At 33.8% G+C, this 17,890-nt stretch carries 22 protein-coding genes and 1 pseudogene; 11 read left to right on the plus strand and 12 right to left on the minus strand.

Annotated elements, in window-relative coordinates; genetic code table 11:
- Nucleotide 1 precedes the first annotated feature (1 nt).
- A complete protein-coding gene (locus tag ACM591_RS03385; protein WP_038679123.1) occupies nt 2-847 on the minus strand; it encodes an HAD hydrolase-like protein in 846 nt (281 codons plus the stop codon).
- A gap of 524 nt (nt 848-1,371) precedes the next feature.
- Between ACM591_RS03385 and ACM591_RS03390 the strand changes: the two genes are divergently transcribed.
- From ACM591_RS03390 to ACM591_RS03410, 5 genes and pseudogenes are all read left to right on the plus strand, one after another.
- A complete protein-coding gene (locus ACM591_RS03390; RefSeq protein ID WP_029378280.1) occupies nt 1,372-2,010 on the plus strand; it encodes a bifunctional 2-keto-4-hydroxyglutarate aldolase/2-keto-3-deoxy-6-phosphogluconate aldolase in 639 nt (212 codons plus the stop codon).
- Between the two features lie 241 nt (nt 2,011-2,251).
- Complete coding sequence (locus ACM591_RS03395; protein WP_228064947.1) at nt 2,252-3,646, plus strand: MFS transporter; 1,395 nt, start codon at nt 2,252-2,254, stop codon at nt 3,644-3,646.
- Between the two features lie 20 nt (nt 3,647-3,666).
- Complete coding sequence (gene uxaC / locus ACM591_RS03400) at nt 3,667-5,073, plus strand: glucuronate isomerase (protein WP_326026658.1); 1,407 nt, start codon at nt 3,667-3,669, stop codon at nt 5,071-5,073.
- Nucleotides 5,074-5,097: 24 nt separating this feature from the next.
- Nucleotides 5,098-6,157 (plus strand): annotated as a pseudogene (uxuA, locus tag ACM591_RS03405) (mannonate dehydratase).
- 216 nt (nt 6,158-6,373) lie between these two features.
- On the plus strand, nt 6,374-6,565 hold the full coding sequence (locus tag ACM591_RS03410; protein ID WP_029378284.1) for a hypothetical protein: 192 nt from the start codon (nt 6,374-6,376) through the stop codon (nt 6,563-6,565).
- A 223-nt stretch (nt 6,566-6,788) separates the two neighbouring features.
- Here ACM591_RS03410 and ACM591_RS03415 read toward each other — a convergent pair whose 3' ends face one another.
- On the minus strand, nt 6,789-7,058 hold the full coding sequence (locus tag ACM591_RS03415) for a DUF1413 domain-containing protein (protein WP_029378285.1): 270 nt from the start codon (nt 7,056-7,058) through the stop codon (nt 6,789-6,791).
- A gap of 194 nt (nt 7,059-7,252) precedes the next feature.
- Here ACM591_RS03415 and ACM591_RS03420 point away from each other — a divergent pair, with 194 nt between their 5' ends.
- The 3 genes from ACM591_RS03420 to ACM591_RS03430 all read left to right on the plus strand — a co-directional run bounded on the left by ACM591_RS03420 (nt 7,253) and on the right by ACM591_RS03430 (nt 9,187).
- Nucleotides 7,253-7,957, plus strand: a complete 705-nt coding sequence (locus ACM591_RS03420; protein WP_029378286.1) for an SDR family oxidoreductase — start codon at nt 7,253-7,255, stop codon at nt 7,955-7,957.
- Nucleotides 7,958-8,111: 154 nt separating this feature from the next.
- Nucleotides 8,112-8,612 carry a GNAT family N-acetyltransferase gene (locus ACM591_RS03425; protein ID WP_029378287.1) on the plus strand — a complete coding sequence of 167 codons (501 nt, stop codon included), beginning with the start codon at nt 8,112-8,114 and terminating at the stop codon, nt 8,610-8,612.
- A 41-nt stretch (nt 8,613-8,653) separates the two neighbouring features.
- Nucleotides 8,654-9,187, plus strand: a complete 534-nt coding sequence (locus ACM591_RS03430; protein ID WP_029378288.1) for a GNAT family N-acetyltransferase — start codon at nt 8,654-8,656, stop codon at nt 9,185-9,187.
- Between the two features lie 311 nt (nt 9,188-9,498).
- Here ACM591_RS03430 and ACM591_RS03435 read toward each other — a convergent pair whose 3' ends face one another.
- Nucleotides 9,499-9,867, minus strand: coding sequence for a VOC family protein (locus ACM591_RS03435; protein WP_029378289.1), 369 nt, complete (start codon nt 9,865-9,867; stop codon nt 9,499-9,501).
- A gap of 116 nt (nt 9,868-9,983) precedes the next feature.
- On the opposite strand from ACM591_RS03435, the gene ACM591_RS03440 reads away from it, so the two are divergent.
- The 3 genes from ACM591_RS03440 (at nt 9,984) to ACM591_RS03450 (ending at nt 10,702) form a co-directional block, all read left to right on the plus strand.
- Nucleotides 9,984-10,130, plus strand: a complete 147-nt coding sequence (locus ACM591_RS03440; RefSeq protein ID WP_228064943.1) for a hypothetical protein — start codon at nt 9,984-9,986, stop codon at nt 10,128-10,130.
- A gap of 81 nt (nt 10,131-10,211) precedes the next feature.
- On the plus strand, nt 10,212-10,445 hold the full coding sequence (locus ACM591_RS03445; RefSeq protein ID WP_326026657.1) for a hypothetical protein: 234 nt from the start codon (nt 10,212-10,214) through the stop codon (nt 10,443-10,445).
- A gap of 26 nt (nt 10,446-10,471) precedes the next feature.
- On the plus strand, nt 10,472-10,702 hold the full coding sequence (locus ACM591_RS03450) for a hypothetical protein (protein WP_081047818.1): 231 nt from the start codon (nt 10,472-10,474) through the stop codon (nt 10,700-10,702).
- A gap of 89 nt (nt 10,703-10,791) precedes the next feature.
- Here ACM591_RS03450 and hisIE read toward each other — a convergent pair whose 3' ends face one another.
- The 9 genes from hisIE to ACM591_RS03495 are packed head-to-tail and all read right to left on the minus strand — an operon-like array spanning nt 10,792 to nt 17,704.
- Nucleotides 10,792-11,424, minus strand: a complete 633-nt coding sequence (hisIE, locus tag ACM591_RS03455) for a bifunctional phosphoribosyl-AMP cyclohydrolase/phosphoribosyl-ATP diphosphatase HisIE (protein WP_107539265.1) — start codon at nt 11,422-11,424, stop codon at nt 10,792-10,794.
- On the minus strand, nt 11,421-12,179 hold the full coding sequence (hisF, locus tag ACM591_RS03460; protein WP_326026656.1) for an imidazole glycerol phosphate synthase subunit HisF: 759 nt from the start codon (nt 12,177-12,179) through the stop codon (nt 11,421-11,423). Before hisF ends, hisIE begins: the two co-directional genes overlap by 4 nt.
- Nucleotides 12,176-12,880 (minus strand): 1-(5-phosphoribosyl)-5-((5-phosphoribosylamino)methylideneamino)imidazole-4-carboxamide isomerase, encoded by a 705-nt coding sequence (hisA, locus tag ACM591_RS03465; RefSeq protein WP_029378294.1) that lies wholly within the window; start codon nt 12,878-12,880, stop codon nt 12,176-12,178. The genes hisF and hisA overlap by 4 nt, the downstream gene beginning before the upstream one ends.
- On the minus strand, nt 12,855-13,451 hold the full coding sequence (hisH, locus tag ACM591_RS03470) for an imidazole glycerol phosphate synthase subunit HisH (RefSeq protein ID WP_029378295.1): 597 nt from the start codon (nt 13,449-13,451) through the stop codon (nt 12,855-12,857). Before hisH ends, hisA begins: the two co-directional genes overlap by 26 nt.
- Complete coding sequence (gene hisB / locus ACM591_RS03475; RefSeq protein ID WP_326026655.1) at nt 13,448-14,026, minus strand: imidazoleglycerol-phosphate dehydratase HisB; 579 nt, start codon at nt 14,024-14,026, stop codon at nt 13,448-13,450. Before hisB ends, hisH begins: the two co-directional genes overlap by 4 nt.
- A complete protein-coding gene (locus tag ACM591_RS03480) occupies nt 14,004-15,008 on the minus strand; it encodes a pyridoxal phosphate-dependent aminotransferase (RefSeq protein WP_038679119.1) in 1,005 nt (334 codons plus the stop codon). The genes hisB and ACM591_RS03480 overlap by 23 nt, the downstream gene beginning before the upstream one ends.
- Complete coding sequence (gene hisD / locus ACM591_RS03485; protein WP_029378297.1) at nt 15,008-16,264, minus strand: histidinol dehydrogenase; 1,257 nt, start codon at nt 16,262-16,264, stop codon at nt 15,008-15,010. Before hisD ends, ACM591_RS03480 begins: the two co-directional genes overlap by 1 nt.
- The gene (hisG, locus tag ACM591_RS03490; protein ID WP_029378298.1) at nt 16,254-16,871 is read right to left on the minus strand and encodes an ATP phosphoribosyltransferase; all 618 of its coding nucleotides are present in this window, start codon (nt 16,869-16,871) and stop codon (nt 16,254-16,256) included. Before hisG ends, hisD begins: the two co-directional genes overlap by 11 nt.
- A 17-nt stretch (nt 16,872-16,888) precedes the next feature.
- Nucleotides 16,889-17,704 carry an ATP phosphoribosyltransferase regulatory subunit gene (locus tag ACM591_RS03495; RefSeq protein ID WP_037557181.1) on the minus strand — a complete coding sequence of 272 codons (816 nt, stop codon included), beginning with the start codon at nt 17,702-17,704 and terminating at the stop codon, nt 16,889-16,891.
- Nucleotides 17,705-17,890 lie beyond the last annotated feature (186 nt).

A 17,890-nucleotide genomic window follows, 5' to 3' on the forward strand; every position in this document is an offset into this window, starting at 1 on the left:
ATTATTTCGCTCCTTCAAAATTATTATAAAATATAGAAATTAAAGAAGATTGGATTTCTTGATTGAAACGACCTTCTCTGAATAGTTTTAAGTATTTATTGTGAAAATCTAACCATGACTGATCTTCGTGGCCAGCAAGGATAGGATAAAAATACAAATCATGCGTTTGAGCAGCTTCTAAGTCTCCTTTGGCATCACCTAGCATAATAATATCTTCTAAATTATAAAATGACTTTAATACTTCAAGACAATGCTCTTTCGTACCTGATTCTTGGGCGAACATACCACTCAAGTATGGTGTTAAGTGAAATGACTCCCACTCATGTTGAACGGCAGAAAGGTTGGCTGATGATACGATAGCTATATCTGCAAATGAAGCGGCATCTTTTAAGGCGTTGTGTACGTGATTAAAAGGACCGATACTAGGAAGTTCTTTAATACGTGAATTGACTTTATGAGACCAAGATAAAGCTTTACGTAAACCAGATTGGCTTGGGTTGTCTTCGATAGCTTCTTCAAGACTAGGATTTGAAAAAGACTGGGTAGTTTGTACCCATTGTTTTATGTCGTCATATCCTTTAATGTCTAAACCCTCTGCAACAAGTTCTTCTAACATTTTTTCAAGACCTCTAAAACGGTTGATGCCTCTGGTTATTTCATAAAGGTTGAATGCATTCCATCGTTCTAAGATTCTTTCTGACTCATCTTCGAGGTGCCATTCTTCGACAAGCGCTGGACCAAAAGCTCGTTCATGTTTAATAGTCATAGAATCAATGGCACATCCATCTGAATCGACGCAAATGAGTTTATTATATTTAGCTTTATAGTGTGATAAAGATTGAATCATTTTAAAATTCCTCTCCCTTAAGTTTTAAATAAAGTGATTATCATAATGTCTTTTAAAATCTTAATTGAGTTGAGTAGCGTAAAAGACGATTGAAATTATTGTTCTATATAAAGCAGATAATCCATACGATAAAGCGCTTTCTTTACACTATTAAAGTTAGCATTTCGAATTCAAAAAAACTACAGAATAATCTTTAATTATGTGATTTTATTCACAAAATAGCTATTTTAGGATAATTTATTTCTAAAAATGTCAATAAGTTTATAAAAAGGAGCTTATATTTCAATAATTCAAATGATTAACTACGCCACTACAAATTTGCACACTATTTAATTTTTATATCTTTTGAATTTTGAGATACTAGTATTGTTTGTACATCTATCAAGTGATTTCAAACGATTCTAATGCAAATGATATAGTGACACTATTTAGACATATTTTTATTGTAATTGACTGAAAATAAATAAAAAATATAATGAAAGTGAGTTGAGTATGAGATTTTAATCAGAAAAAGGAAGATGATAATGAATAAAATGAGAACTTTACAACAACTACAAGAAAATTATTTGGTTGCGGTTGTAAGAGGTAATACGGAGGATGATGCATGGCAAAAATGTAAACAAATTATTGAAGGTGGCATACTAAATATTGAAGTTACATTCACGACACCACATGCAGAAACAGTAATAAAATCTTTGAGTCAGAAATATAAGAAGGATGTTTTAATTGGTGCCGGGACAGTTATGGATGCTACTACAGCACGTATCGCAATTATGAATGGAGCAAACTTTATTGTGAGTCCTCATTTTGATGCACAAATAGCAATGATGTGTAATTTATATACGATACCTTATTTGCCAGGATGTAGTTCAGTTACGGAAATAACGACTGCTTTGCAACATGGAGTTGATGTAGTGAAGTTATTTCCAGGAGATGGATTAGGAGCAGATTTTATAAAAAATATACATGGACCGATACCACAAGTAGAAATGATGCCTTCAGGCGGCGTATCTATAGAAAATATGCATGAATGGTATGAAAAGGGGGCGTTCGCCATAGGTATTGGTAGTGCATTAACCAAAGGTGCTCAAGATGGAACAGATCGAATTATTGTAGAACAGACTCGTGCATTTGTGGAAAGATTTAAAAATATCAAAGCTTAACATTTTAACTTTGATAACTGGTAATTCTCATAATTTAAGTGAATATTATAACACTACTAATTGTTGTATTAACAAACAATATAGGTAATAAGCGTAATAAAAAATTTTCGCGCTTTTAGAAAGCGTTTATATTCATCCTTGTAATTACAACGATAAAGACAGTTATATTTACAAAGTTTTAATGCTTAAGTAAATGTTTAGGGAACATCAAACGTTAGAAAGAGGTCATCTTATGGTTTCAATGTCAGCGAAGAAAAAACAAACCAAGCAAGAAAAATTTGACGATATTAGTACACCAAAATTAAAATTCAAAGAAAAATTATCATACGGTTTAGGTGATTTAGGTAACGGTATGATGTTTGATATGGGACAAATATATTTATTGAAATTCTTTACGGATATACTAGGTATTTCCGCTTTTTATGGTGGGCTGGTATTTCTTGTATCAAAAATATTTGATGCTTTTGTAGATACTGGTGTAGGTACTTATGTGGATTCGAGAACGAATATTGGTAAACGTGGTAAATTTAGACCGTTTATTTTATATGGTACAGTACCACTTGCGATTTGTACGGTTTTATCTTTTATTGCACCAAATTTAGACCAAACTGGTAAAATCATTTGGGCATTTGCAACGTATATGTTATTTAATGCGGCATATTCAGTTGTGAATATACCTTATGGCTCACTTTCTGCGTCTATGACTGTTAATGCTGAAGACAGAACGCAGTTATCAGTATATAGAAATTTAGGGTCACAAGCGGCATTATTTGTGGCAGGTATTGTGGTCATACCGTTAGTTAATCAGTTTCCGAATCAGGCAGTTGGATATCCTGTTGCAGTAGCATTATTAGCTATTGTCGGCGTTATTCTACATTTAATTTGTTATAAAAATGTTAAAGAAAGACACGTGATACAACGTCCTAAGACAAAAGGTATGGGTAAAAAAGCTTTTGTGAGCCTATTGAAAAATGGGGCATTTGCAATATTAGCAATTTATACATTATTAACAATTATGTCGATGTTTTTAAAACAGTCATCTCAATTATATTACTTCGAATATGTTATGGATGCACCTAATTTAGTTGGTCTTGTGAGTACTTTAAACTTTGTTGTGCTTATTCCAGCACTTTATATAACAACGTTGTTAAGTAAAAAGGTAGGAAAAAAGATGACAGCTATTATAGGTATAGCAGGATTCGTATTGTGTGAAATATTAAACTTTGCACTTTTTGGAGATCATATAACAACATTTTTAATAGTAAATACAATTTCTTCATTCTTTTTAGTTATACCTAATACAGTGACTTGGGCATTTATTGCTGATGTTGTTGAATATGGGCAATGGAAATCTGGAATACGGTCTGAAGGTATTACGTATTCAAGCTATAGTTTCACCCGTAAGATTTCACAAGCTTTGGCAGGTTTTATTCCTGGTCTTGCATTAACTATGATTGGTTATCAACCAAATGTTGCTCAGACTACGGAAACATTAGCAGGTCTTAAAATATTATTCTTTGCCGTGCCAGGTGTAGGATGTTTAATTGCGCTAATTATATTCTTAATTGGTTACCCACTAACAGATAAGCGTCATAAACAAATTGTTAAGGAACTAGCATTAAGAGAAGAAATATAAGGGAAAGGGCGTTTTCAGTCATGACACAATTTATCACTGATCATTTTATGTTACAAAATAAAAAAGCAGTTGTGTTATATAATAAATACGCAAAAGATATGCCGATTTATGATTATCATTGCCATTTAGACCCACAACAAATTAGTGAGAATACACACTTTGATAATATAACAACGTTGTGGCTAGGGGGAGATCATTATAAGTGGAGAGCAATGCGGGCACAAGGTATTGATGAATACTATATAACTGGTGATGCTTCACCTCGAGAAAAGTTTAAAAAATGGGCACTTACTTTGGAAAATTCAGTTGCAAATCCTCTATATCATTGGTCTCATTTAGAGTTAGCTATGTATTTTGATGTGCATGAAGTGTTAAACGAACACAATGCTGATCAAATTTATAATCAAGTTAACAGTTATTTACAGCGTCATAATATCACAGCACAATCTTTGATTACGCAATCAAATGTTAAGTTGATTTGTACTACAGATAGCCCTACAGATGATTTACGTTATCATGATAAATTGCATAAGCAAAAGGACTTCAAGACTAAGGTCTTACCTTCATTTAGACCAGATATTGCTTTTAAAGTTGGGGAAGAATGTTTTGTAGATTTTGTAGAAACATTAAGTGACTTAACACACTCTATTAGTAATGTAGATGATTTTATAGAAGCTATGAAAATACGAGTTAATTATTTCCATGACAAAGGTGGACGATTAGCAGACCATGGATTAAATACGATTGAATATCAGTCATATAATCACGTAGATATTGATGATATTTTCAAAAAAGCATTGAATAAACAGCAAGTAAGTAATAAAGCACATGCACAATTTCAAACATTCTTATTAAATGAATTAAGTAAGATTTATAATGAAAAAGGCTGGGTTATGCAAATTCATTTTGGTGCAATACGTAATAATAATACTGTGGCATTTGAACAATTAGGACCCGACGCTGGGTTTGATTCTATACGTGATCAACAAAATCTTGCTGAAAACTTGAATAGCTTGCTAAATATGATGGCTTCAGATCATCACTTACCAAAAACAATATTATACAATTTGAATCCGACATATAATGACATTGTAGGGACTACTATAGCAAATTTCCAAAACCAATCTCACATACAAAGTAAAGTACAACATGGTGCGGGATGGTGGTTTAACGATACAAAACGTGGCATGTTAAATCAAATGACATCATTGGCAGATCAAGGGTTATTGATGCATTTTGTTGGTATGTTAACAGACTCTAGAAGCTTTATTTCTTACTCAAGACATGATTATTTTAGAAGAATTCTGTGTACTTATATTGGTAGTTTGGTGGAGTTAGAAGAAATACCAGATGACCCAAGGTTATTAGAGAAGTTAATTAAAAATATTTGTTATTACAACGCTTATAATTACTTTAAATTGATTTAGAGAGGGGCGCCATTAGGAATGAAAATGACATTTAGATGGTATGGTAAAGATGATCCAATCAGTTTAGAATATATCAAGCAAATACCAAGTATGAAAGGTATTGTCAGCGCGATTTATGATACCGGTAGGCGAAGTGTGGCCATTAGATAAAATCCAAGAGTTAAAATCAGAAATTGAAAATGCTAATTTAGAACTATCGGTCATTGAGAGTGTACCCGTGCATGAAGATATCAAATTAGGGAAGGCAACGCGCGATAAATATATTGAAAATTATTGCCAAACGTTACGACATATTGGTCAGGTAGGTATTAAAGTAGTGTGCTATAACTTTATGCCAGTATTTGATTGGACGCGCTCACAGTTGGATTTTCCGTTAGTAGATGGTTCGACAGCACTAATATATGATGAAGAAGCAATTGCTAAAATGGATCCACTAAAAGGTGAACTCTCGCTACCGGGGTGGGATTCAAGTTATACGCAAGAAGATTTAGCAACGCTCTTTGCAGATTACAAAACTATTGATAAAGAAAGGTTATGGGAGAATTTAAGTTACTTTATTAATAAAGTAATACCTGTTGCAGAAGAAGCGGATGTATTGATGGCAATACACCCAGATGATCCACCTTGGAGTATATTTGGGTTACCCAGAATTATTACAAATAGAGAAAATCTAGAAAGGTTCATTCGCTTACACCCGTCTAAGTATAATGGTTTGACTATGTGTTCAGGTTCTTTGGGTTCGGATAAGTATAACAATTTTCCAGAAATGTTAGCATATTTTGGCCAAAAAGGACGAGTACATTTTGTCCATGCACGTAATGTGAAATTAGTTGGAAATAAGTCATTCCAAGAAGCTGCACATTTATCAGAAGCAGGTTCTATCGATATGTATGAAGTTATAAAGGCATTGCATGACTTTGGTTACGAGGGACCGATTAGACCAGATCATGGACGTATGATTTGGGGAGAAACAGGTAAAGCAGGCTATGGTTTATATGATCGAGCATTAGGCGCAACCTACTTAAATGGTTTATATGAATCAATGGAAAAAAATAGCTTAGCAAATAAGCGTCAGCTTCTATAAAGTATTCAATAATGATTATGGTGGATGACGATATGATGTTTGAGGTAAAGAGAGAAATGTCAAATATAAGATTTTAATAGAATAAGGAAAAAGAATAAAAGTGATGAATTTGTGAAAACAATCACAAAATGCTTTTAATTTGATGGAACATAGATTATGATAAGGGTGTAGAAGATAAACAAAGCTTCTTAATAGAAAACTACGGAGTGATTATTTATGAGAAAAGTAATTGAAGCAGTTATTTTTTCAAACGAAAGTAGTTACGAAATTTATACGCACACAGGCGTAAACCAAGGTATTATTAATGACATTAAAGATGGATACAGAAGTATTGACTATATAGCTTACATCGATGCAGAGAAAATTTACAACTATGGTTTAAAGAAAGAGCTATTAGTTAACCAATAATACACTGTATACATCGATGTGAATTGAAGTTTAATAGTGTTTTAATATGCGCTTACAATAAAACCTATTAACTTCGTGTAAGTTTTTCTCCCCAGTGAAACTTTCATGATTTATTTAAACACCCTCACCCCCAGTATTAAGAAAAGCCTACGCATACTCTTTCTACAGTATGTGTAGGCTTTTTCTATAATGATTTAAAGGAAACCCTATTAAATAGTTAATCCTAAATATATGCCTTGAAATTATGTTTAACCGAATTAAAGTCATAAACGGAATTATACATACGCATGCGAATGTGATCTTGTGAAGCGTAAGGTATGCGTAAGTGATCATGTTGTTCTACATATCTACGGAATTCACGTTCTAATTGATTGCGATGATTTAAAGACATTTGAATCCACTCTTCTTGTTCAAACAATACTTCAAAACGAAAGTCAAAGTTATCTTTGGCCATAGATGCATGTAAATGATTGATTCTTTCATCAAAGTTCAAATTTAATCCCCCTTTAAACAAACGTTATTAAATTGATATACACCCATTATATACCCACATTAAATGGAAGTATAGGTAATGAATAATTGTTATAATTCAAAAATTTAATAAAAAATAAATTAACATGATAAAATAAGTAAAAATAGGGAAATAACCTTATACATAGTTAAATTGAAAGAGAAAGGAAGATATGGATGAGCGAGTTAAAAAATAAAGTTGCAATTGTTACAGGTGCGAGTAGTGGTATTGGCGCAAGTATTGCCGAAACATTATCACAACATGGCGTGAAAGTAGTATTAACAGGACGTAATGAAACACGTTTATCTGATGTAGCTAAACAACTTCGAGAAAATAGTCAGTCTGAAATTGATACACATATCGTCGATGTTACGCAAAAAGATGAAGTAGCCAAATTAGTAAAAGAGACTGAAAATAAATTTGGTCGTGTAGATATATTAGTGAATAGCGCTGGTTTAATGCTTTCTTCTGCAATTACAGATGGTGATGTTGAGGCATGGGAAAATATGATTGATGTCAACGTCAAAGGTACTTTATATGGCATTAATGCCGTTTTACCAATATTTTTAAATCAAACTACAGGACATATTATAAATATTGCTTCTATTTCTGGTTTTGAAGTTACAAAACAAAGTACCTTATATAGCGCATCTAAAGCAGCGGTACATACTATTACACAAGGGCTAGAAAAAGAATTAGCTAAAACAGGTGTAAGGGTTACAAGTATTTCACCTGGTATGGTAGACACACCACTAAGCGGTAATACTGATTGGGGTTCTCGTAAAAAGTTAGATCCGCAAGATATTGCCGAAGCTGTCGTTTATGCGTTACAACAACCTAGTCATGTCAATATCAATGAAGTTACGGTAAGACCAGTATAAAATATCACAGGTAAGTATTGTTTCACATATTTTGTACTTTGTTATCTGTTAATCATATGGGAGTGAGATGAAAATCAAATTATAAATATTGATTTTTGTCTCACTCTTAAAATTTATATTTTTGTACCTCTTTATATGAAAGAAGTGATAATAAATGTATTATAGACGATTAACTGAAAGTGACGTAAAGCAATATCGTAAGCTGCGTTTGAAATCATTGCAAACTGATCCGAAAGGTTTTGCATCTACTTACAAACGTGAGGTGGAATTCCCACTAAGTAAGTTTAAATCGCGAATTATATCTTCAGAAACTCAATTTACAATTGGTGCGTTTGATGACACTGCATTAGTTTGTATAGGTACTTTTTATAGCGAAACCTTAGAAAAGGTGAAGCATAAAGGCAACTTAGTGACGGTATACTGTGATCCATCTTATAGGCGACAAGGTATTGCCAGTTTATTGATACAAAAAATAATTAACGAGGCAAATGAACTAGGCTTTGTGAAAATAATTGGATTATGTGTACTATCTGAAAATGAAAGTGCTATTGCATTATATGAACAATTAGGATTTAAGCGTTATGGAACTGAGCCCAAAGCACTATTTGATGGTAGTAATTATTATGATGAAGATTTAATGTACATGGAATTATAATATATAGCAGTTGTAAATATTAAACTAAGGTGGGGGAAAATATGGAAACAGATTATATTATGGAGACAAACTTTATTATTGTAACAGAGCGATTATATTTAGTAAGACCTTCTCAAGAATATTTAACTGACTTACACAGTTTACATTCAGATCCGAGAACAAACATTTATAATCCAGCAGGGCCTCATCAAAGTATCGAAGAAACAGAAGAGATGCTTAAGTCATGGATTGAACATTGGTTTAAATACCGTTTTGGTTACGCATTAATGATAGAAAAAGCAAGCGGTCAAATGGTTGGTATGTGTGGTTTGACATATAAATCAATGTTAGGTGAAACATATCTTAATTTGGCTTATCGACTGAATCCAGAATATGCCCGAAAAGGTTTTACCAAAGAAGCATGTTTAGCAATCATAGATTATGTGAAAGAGGACATACAAGTGAACCATCAAATACTTGTACGCACAAAAAAAGACAACTTCCCATCTATTATGACTGCGCAATCGTTAGGATTTGAAAAAATAAGCAGTTATAACAATTATGAGGAAATGGGCGACATTTATCTGTTTGAGTGACGTCTGTTTATGACTATAAGATATGTGTTGGCGATGAGTTGTTACATAGTTCAACTTCCAATAATTGTAAACTTTTAGAAGGCCATCTGAGTATGGCTAATGTGTATATCTCGATAACTCAATACTGATTACCTGAGCTAGCGCTCATGCATAAGTCCCACTAACTCTCAAAAGAGGAACACCTGAGTAGGAACTCATGTGTAAAAAGTGTAGTTAATGATTACCTGAGCTGGTGCTCATGCATAAGTCCCACTAACTCAATAAATTGAGAAGTGGGACTTTAAAGAAGTGGCTCTTTATATAGAGTCGATTTATAGCCATTCTATAATTTCAATTCTATTGCCAAATGGGTCGTAAATATAAAAGCGATCAGCACCTTCAAGTTCATCTCCATATATAATTTCGACTTCTTGTAATTCAAGGTTTTTCCTTACTTCTGTTGCATTGTGTACTGCAAATGCAGGGTGTGCCTTTTTGGCTGGGCTAAAATTGTTTTCAACGCCAATATGAAGTTGTTGTTTACCGATTTGAAACCAGAGTCCACCTTTTAGTGTAAGGTTATCTGGTTTAGGTATTTCTTTAAAACCTAATTTTTCAGCATAAAAAGTTCTAGCTAAATCTTCTTGATTTGCTGGTGCTGCAACCTGAACATGATCAATTCCTATAAAGTGCTTTTGCATAATAACAACTCCTTTTGTAATTTATAGTATCAAAAGTGTAAAAACAAAACGACTATTATAATTTATGATATTGAAAAATGTAATGGAAGTACAATACTATGCAAAGGGTTAATATTTTGAAGAAATTATTATATTTCATGTTGTGTTTATTATTATTTTTAACGACTTGTGGCGATAATACTGAGTCTAAAGATGCAACTTCAACAGAAGGTAGCAAGATGAAAACATATACAACAGATGAAGGCAGCAAAATTAAAACCTGATTTAAACATTACATATAAAGAAAATAAGAATAACAAAAATTAACGAAAATTGCGCCAGCTGTTCCAATAAAGGTGCAGAACATGGATTATAAAGATACACATATAGAAATAGGTAAACTAGTGAATAAAGAAGCAAAAGCTAAAGAGCAAGCAAATAAATTATCGTCCAAATTGGCAAAAGATGGTGAAGCAATTAAAAAAGTAATCGGTAAAGATAAAACTTTTTCAATTATGGACATTCAAGCTAAAGATATTTATCAATTCGGCCTAGATATGGTCAGGGCAGTGAAGCAATCTATGAAGGATTCAATTTAAAATAGAACCCTAAAGCTATAAAAGCTATGCCCAAAGAGAAATTCAATGCTTATTCAGGCAACTATTTATTACTCCCTACAAAAGGTGTGAAGAAACCTAATAATGATTTCGTAAAATCAAACACTTGGAAAAATAATCAAGCTGTACAAAACAATCATATAATTTATTATGATATGGATGAAGCGATATATGCAGATTTAATTTCTGCAGAAAAACAAGCAGAATTATTTAAAAAAGAGTTGTTGAAAGACAAATAAAAAAGGCGAGATGAATTTGGACTATCTAAATCTAATTAAAAAAATAGATTTTGTTCCAAATTCATCTCGTCTTTGTATTTAAGATATTATTACCAATGATTAATATCTGTGCGTTCCCCTTTGAAATTATTAGCGGTTTTATGACGTTGAGCGAGAACTTGTTCCACGTCGTCAAATTTTATATCTAAGGCGTGTAATAACACAAATAGATGATACATTAAATCAGCAGTTTCATTCGTTACTTCTTCGCGATCATTTTTCATTGCACCTATAACAACTTCAAATGATTCTTCACCGAATTTTTTTGTGATTTTTTCTAGTCCTTCATTCAATAAATACTGCGTATATGAGTTTTCTTTATTAGATTTGGCACTAGTTGTTACAGTTTGCTCTAGTTGTTGCACGTTGAAAGGCGTAGGTGTGTTAAAGCAACTTTGACTACCTGTATGGCATGTTGGCCCATTTGGTACAACATCGATAAGGAGTGTATCTTGGTCGCAATCTAAATGGATATTCTTTACGATTTGAGTATTGCCAGATGTTTCTCCTTTTGTCCATAAACGATCTTTGGAACGTGAATAAAAACAAACAACGCCACTTGTGAGTGTTTGTTGATAAGCTGATTCATTCATGTAACCGAGCATTAGCACTTGTTTTGTATTAACATCTTGCAATATAGCTGGTAAAAGCCCTTTGCTAAAATCAGGTTGTTGTGTAGTCATCTAACTGGGATACCTCCTTGTGCCATTGTTTTTTTAATTTCATCTACAGTTGTTTCTTTATCATGTAAAATACTTGCGGCAAGACCGGCAGAAACATCAGTTTGCTTAAATAAATTAACAAAATGCTCTGGATTGCCACCGCCACCACTAGCTATAACTGGAATGTTCACAAGTTGTTCGATTTCATGCAAGTGAGTGACATCGAACCCTTGTTTCATACCATCATGAGTCATACTTGTGATAAGTAACTCACCTGCACCTAAAGCTTCAACTTCTTGAATCCAGTCATAGACACGTTTATCAGTACGTTGCTTACCACCATGTGTATAGCAAAAATAGTCATTTAATTCACTATCATAATTACTATCAATAGCGATACAAATGCATTGGCTGCCAAATTTTTCACTAGCTTCTTTAATAAATGATGGATTTTTAAGTGCACTTGAATTCAATGATACTTTGTCAGCACCATGATTTAACAGTTGAGAAATATCATCAATAGTTGATATTCCACCACCGACAGTTAATGGTATAAATAGTTTATCTGCAGTTTCTTCAATAACATCGAGTACTAGGTCATGACCCGCTTCAGTACGTGAAATATCTAAAAAAACTAATTCATCAGCGCCTTGCTCGTTATAATACAGTGCATATTCGACTGGGTTACCAATATCTCTTAATCCTTTAAATTGTATGCCTTTAACGACGCGTCCATCTTTAACATCTAAACAAGGAATGATTCTTTTTTTAATCATGACAAGCCCTCCCAAAAAGTAGGGTTATGGGCAGCTTTACCCACGATAGCTGCAGAGACACCAAGGGATTCTAATTTTTCTAAATCTTGTTGATGACGAATACCACCAGAAGCTACGACAGGTTTTTGAGTTGCGTTGACTAATTGTCCAGTAATTTCAAAATTAGGGCCTTCTAGTCGCCCATCTTTCGAAATATCTGTGTAGATGATGCCCCCAATTGGTAAAGACTCAATTTTTTCAATTAGCTCAAATAAATCTAGTTCAGCATCTTGTTCCCAACCGTTTATTTTTACTTCTCGTCTATAGGCATCTACTGATAGGTATAAACGATTAGGAAATTGGTGTGCCATTTCGGCTAACCATTCTAAATCTTGAATGCCTTTGGTACCGATAATACAATAATTAATACCATCGTTAAAATAAGCTTCAATTGTTTTTACACTTCTAATACCACCACCAACTTCTATAGGTTTATCAGTTAGGGTACGTAAGTCTTTAATATAGTCTTGTTCAATAGATGACTGTTGTTTAGCACCGATTAAATCTACTATATGAATACGATCTACACAATTGTATTGATTATAAAATTGAATACTTTCTTCAGCGCTACGGGACATTTTTTCTTCTGAATCATATTTACCCTCAGTAAGACGTACACTTGTTGCATTTATTAAATCAATGGCTGGCCATAGTTTGATCATTTAGGAATCCACCTTTCAGTGCTTGATTGAGTATTGCTAAGCCATCATCGCCACTCTTTTCAGGGTGGAATTGGATGCCTATATAATTTTTAAATTGTACAATTGCAGGGACTTGTGTGCCATATTCGGCAAATGCTACAACATATTTTGACATTTCTGCTTGATAAGAATGTACAAAATAGACATCTTGAGAAAGTGTTGGTTGATTACTAATTAGATTGTTCCAACCTAAGTGAGGTACTGGATAGGGCGTTTCAATTGGTATAATACGGCCAGGAATTAGTTTTAAACCAGATACATCACCTTCGGCACTCCATTCATATAGCAGTTGCATACCAAGACAAATACCAATCACAGGTTTGTTTGTAACAGATTGCAAAACTTCCACCAAACCTCGTGATTGAATCGCTTGCATGGCATCTTTAAAGTGACCGACGCCAGGTAGAATAATCATATCAGCAGCTTCAATATCTTTTGGATCATCTGTTAATTTAGATTCATAACCAAGATGATTGATTGCACGTTGTACATTTTTTATGTTGCCTAAACCGTAATCAATAAGGGCAATCATTCTATCACACCCTTAGATGACGGCGTGCCTTCGATGTCATTGCTTGATAGAGATTCTTTAAGTGCACGCGCAAAAGATTTGAAGATTCCTTCTATTTCATGGTGCGTATTACCACCACGTATTAAATCAATATGCGTTGTTAAGCGGCCATTAATGACTAATGCACGGAAGAATTCTTCTACTAATTCCGTATCAAAAGTGCCTACCTTTTCACGACTTAAATGCGCATTAAATGAAAGGAAAGGACGTCCACTAATATCAACGACCGTACGTGCTAATGTTTCATCCATAGGGATATAACTTACGCCATAACGTTGAAAGGATTTTCTTTCTCGAGTCATTTCTAACAACAACTGACCTAAAACAATACCAATATCTTCTGTGACGTGGTGATCGTCTACTTCTGTATCACCATTTGCTTCGATAGTAATAGATAGGTTGCTATGGAAGGTGAAGAGGGTCAACATATGATCTAGAAAACCCACGCCAGTGTTGATTTTGCTTGGGCGATTGTCATCTGCAAGTGAGATAGATAATTGTGTTTCAGCAGTGTTACGTGTTTTTTGATAAATCATATTGAGACCTCCAAGTTTTAATAATTTCTTCTAAGTCATCCAATTGTGAATCTGTCGCAATAGAGTAACGCACATAGTCATTCATTTCTGGCTCATCATACAATCTAGGTAAAAAACCATGTGATTGAATATATTGGCCTAAATTTTGTGCAGCTGCTCCTTTAGTAAGTACAAAATTTGTATATGATGGAAAGACGACCATAATATCTGCAACGTAATCGTTAAATAAGTTTCTTAATCTAAGTGCTAATTGGCGTTGATGATCAATAAATTGTTTGGTTTTTTCTGGATGTTCAAACATATATAAAGCGATGTGTAGCGTAAGCGTATTTAATGGATAGGGATGCTCAATACTCTGTATATGTTGAATTGTCTCAGGTGTACCAATTAGAACGCCTAATCTTAAGCCAGCGATACCGAACGCTTTTGATAAGGTACGCATTTGGAGTACGTGTGATTGCATATCAAACTTGTAAGCTTCACCGAAATCTAGGTATGCTTCATCTATTACGAAATAACCACCAATAGAGTTCATCTTGTCAGCTATAGCTTTTAAAAATGTTGTACCGTATTGTTTGCCAGATGGATTATGTGGATTGCTCATTATAAAAAATGCTGGCTGTACTTCCTCAATGCGTTGTAAAATCTGTTCAAGGTTAAATGTTAAATCGTCCTCAGCTTCCACAAATTCAATAGGACGATTTACTTGAGCGGCATAAGCCTGATACATGAAAAAATCTGGGTTAAGTGTTAATGCCGGACCCTCTGGCATGATTAACATCAATTTTTGAATCAGTTCATCAGATCCATTACCAGCTATGACTTGTTCAGCAGTATAGCCATAATAATTTGCATAAGCGGCTTTAAAGCGTTCATATTCATCATCTGGATAAAAGTTAAAGGATGCTTCTTGTATTATTGTAGCTAGTTGTGAATCTGTTAAAGGACGAAGTGGGCTTTCATTTTTGTTAATTCTTATCATCAATATGACCCCTTTGTTGTTCTAATTTCGATAGATTGTTCATGGTTATATAGTTGTTCAATATGAGCAAGCTCACGAGCAGGTTTTTCAATTTGATTGAAAGTATCTTGAGACAAATCTATGACCGAGTGACGCGTTAAAAAGTCATTCACTGATAAACCGTTCGTAAACCTTGCTGTTTGATTAGTAGGTAATACATGGCTTGGGCCAGCAACATAATCACCTATGACTTCTGGTGAATAATGACCTAAAAACAAAGCTCCTACATAACGTACATGATTTAAATAGTCTCGTGGTGAAGCGGTTTGAATTGACGCATGTTCAGGTGCGATTTGATTCATTAAATCGCAGGATTCTGTAAAGTCATCAACTGCAATCAAAAAATGATGATTAGCTAAACTTGCCTTTACGATAGATTGACGTTCAATACGAGTGAGCGTTTGTTGGATCTTTTGTTCAAGTTGTTGTAGGAGTGCCTTATCTTCACTGATAACAAATGTACGTGCTAATTCATCATGTTCAGCTTGCGCAAATACATCATATGTAATTGCATCTAAATCAGCAGTCTTATCAATGATTAAAGCAATTTCACTCGGGCCTGCAATTTGGTCTATACCCACTTGTCCAAAGAGGTATTTTTTCGCATAAGCAACATATTGATTGCCTGGGCCAACGATTTTATCTACTTTAGGTATCGTCTCAGTGCCATATGCAAGAGCAGCTATACTTTGTGCGCCACCAACTTGAAAAACATAATCAACGCCAGCAATATAACATGCTGCCAAAACGATATCAGGTAGACCGCCTGCTTGTGGTGGTGTTACAACTGTTATATTTTCGACACCAGCAACTTTCGCGAGTGTTGCAGTCATTAATACAGTTGAAGGATAGCTCGCTTTACCACCTGGTACATAAACACCAACGCGTTCTAATGGATGATACATTTCATAACATTCAGTAGAACCTTGTTGGTCTGTCCATTTGATAGATTTTTGATAAGTTTCAATACGAGCATGACTATGTTGTAAAGCTTCTCGTAAATTATTGTCTAAGCGATGAAAGGCTGCTTCCAACTCTGAGAATGGAATTGCTAATTGAGGTGTATCTACTTTGTCTAACTCTTTATTATATGCTTTAAGCGCTTGATCACCTTCTGATTTAACTCTTTCACAAATCTCTTTAACCAATGGATACAAATCCTCGTTTAAAGAGGATTGATCTAAATAGTCATTTAAAAATGTTTCTTTATTTATAATCAATGAGTGACACCTCCAAGGTTTGAATTAAATCATCAATTTCTGTTGATTTTTTAAAGTAAGATTGCTTGTTGGTAATAAGTTTTGCATTTATATTCTTAATGGTATCTTTTTCAACTAATCCGTTAGATTTTAACGTTGTGCCGGTTTGGACGATATCGACGATGCCATCTACCATATCAACTAAACAAGCTAACTCGATAGAACCAGATAATTTTACGAGTTCTACATCAAGTCCTTGTGATTCAAAATATTTACGTGCTGTTTTCATATATGAAGTAGCAACTTTAGTGAAATTAGTTGTTTCTGGTTTAGAGGCTAAAGCAAAGTGACAATTGCCAAATGGTAAGTCCAGAAGGTTATTGATTGTATAATTACTTTCCTCCAGCACATCACTTCCGACAATACCTACATCTGCTACACCTTGTTCTACATAGATAGGGACATCACTACCTTTAACTAATACAAATTGGATAGAACCAACAGTAATTAATAATTGACGTTCTCTCTGTTCTAACGCTTGCGCATATGATTGTTCATTTATGTCATTTAAATAAGCAATAAAGCTTTTTAATAATCTTCCTTTTGCTAAAGCTACTGTAAGCATGTGTGTCGCTCCTTTTTTTATAAAATAAACCCGAGTCCAAATCCTTCTAAATCACCTTTGTAAAAACCACCAGTTAGTTGTTGATTTTTATTTTCTTTAAGGTGACATCTCATAAATGCGCCTTTATAATATGAGCGAGGTGGCTGAGGTGTAATATCTAGATGTATATCGCTAATACCAAGTGACTTGAACCACTGATCCCAACGTCTTAACGCTTGAATAGTACGATGATCGTGTTGGAATAGTTGACTTAATAGATCTAGTTGCTCTGTCGTTTTAGTAGTTAATAATTGAACGATTGGATGAGCGATACCAAGTTGCGAAGTAAGCTCTGAAATATTGCGTTCTTGAACAAGTTTTAGAATCTCGTTAGTTTGTTCTTTAGTCGTTAAAAGTAGGTCAATAAGTTGGTAATGACCTAAAATAACAAAATCTATCTCATCGTTAAGTGAGTTTTTTATAAATTCATAAAAAGTCATAAAGTCATCTTGCATGTTTGTAATGGTAGGGTTGTAGTGTTCTATACCTAATTGAGTATAGACTTCATTATCACGCACAATAGGCCCTGAATATGCTACATTGCTTAACTGCCGTGGATAACTACTATAATAACGCAATAATTGATCAGTAAAATCATTGCGTAGCGCAAAGATATGATGGTCATGTTGCCAGAAACTACGCTCTGTCATTTGTTGAAGGTCGTCTTTTGTAAGTGTTTGCCATGACAGAGATTCTATAAAGCTGAAATCAACAAGTTTAAATCCAGCTTGTTGAAAATGCTTTAAAAATGCGAGTTCAATTTCTTTGTTTTTGATAAGTGTTGTAGCATTCATAATATAACCATCCTTTACATATACTTTGTTTCTCTACCGAACTAAAGTGAATTGATAAAGAACACTTTAACATAGATATTTTTGTAATTCAATAAATATTCTGAAAATAATTGGTGGAGTTAATAGTAGTCATCTTAAAATATACACATGATACATTTTAATAAATAATAAAACTAAAGTCCGAGG

The organism is Staphylococcus sp. Ze2 (assembly GCF_048568365.1).
GTDB classification, from domain to species: domain Bacteria; phylum Bacillota; class Bacilli; order Staphylococcales; family Staphylococcaceae; genus Staphylococcus; species Staphylococcus xylosus.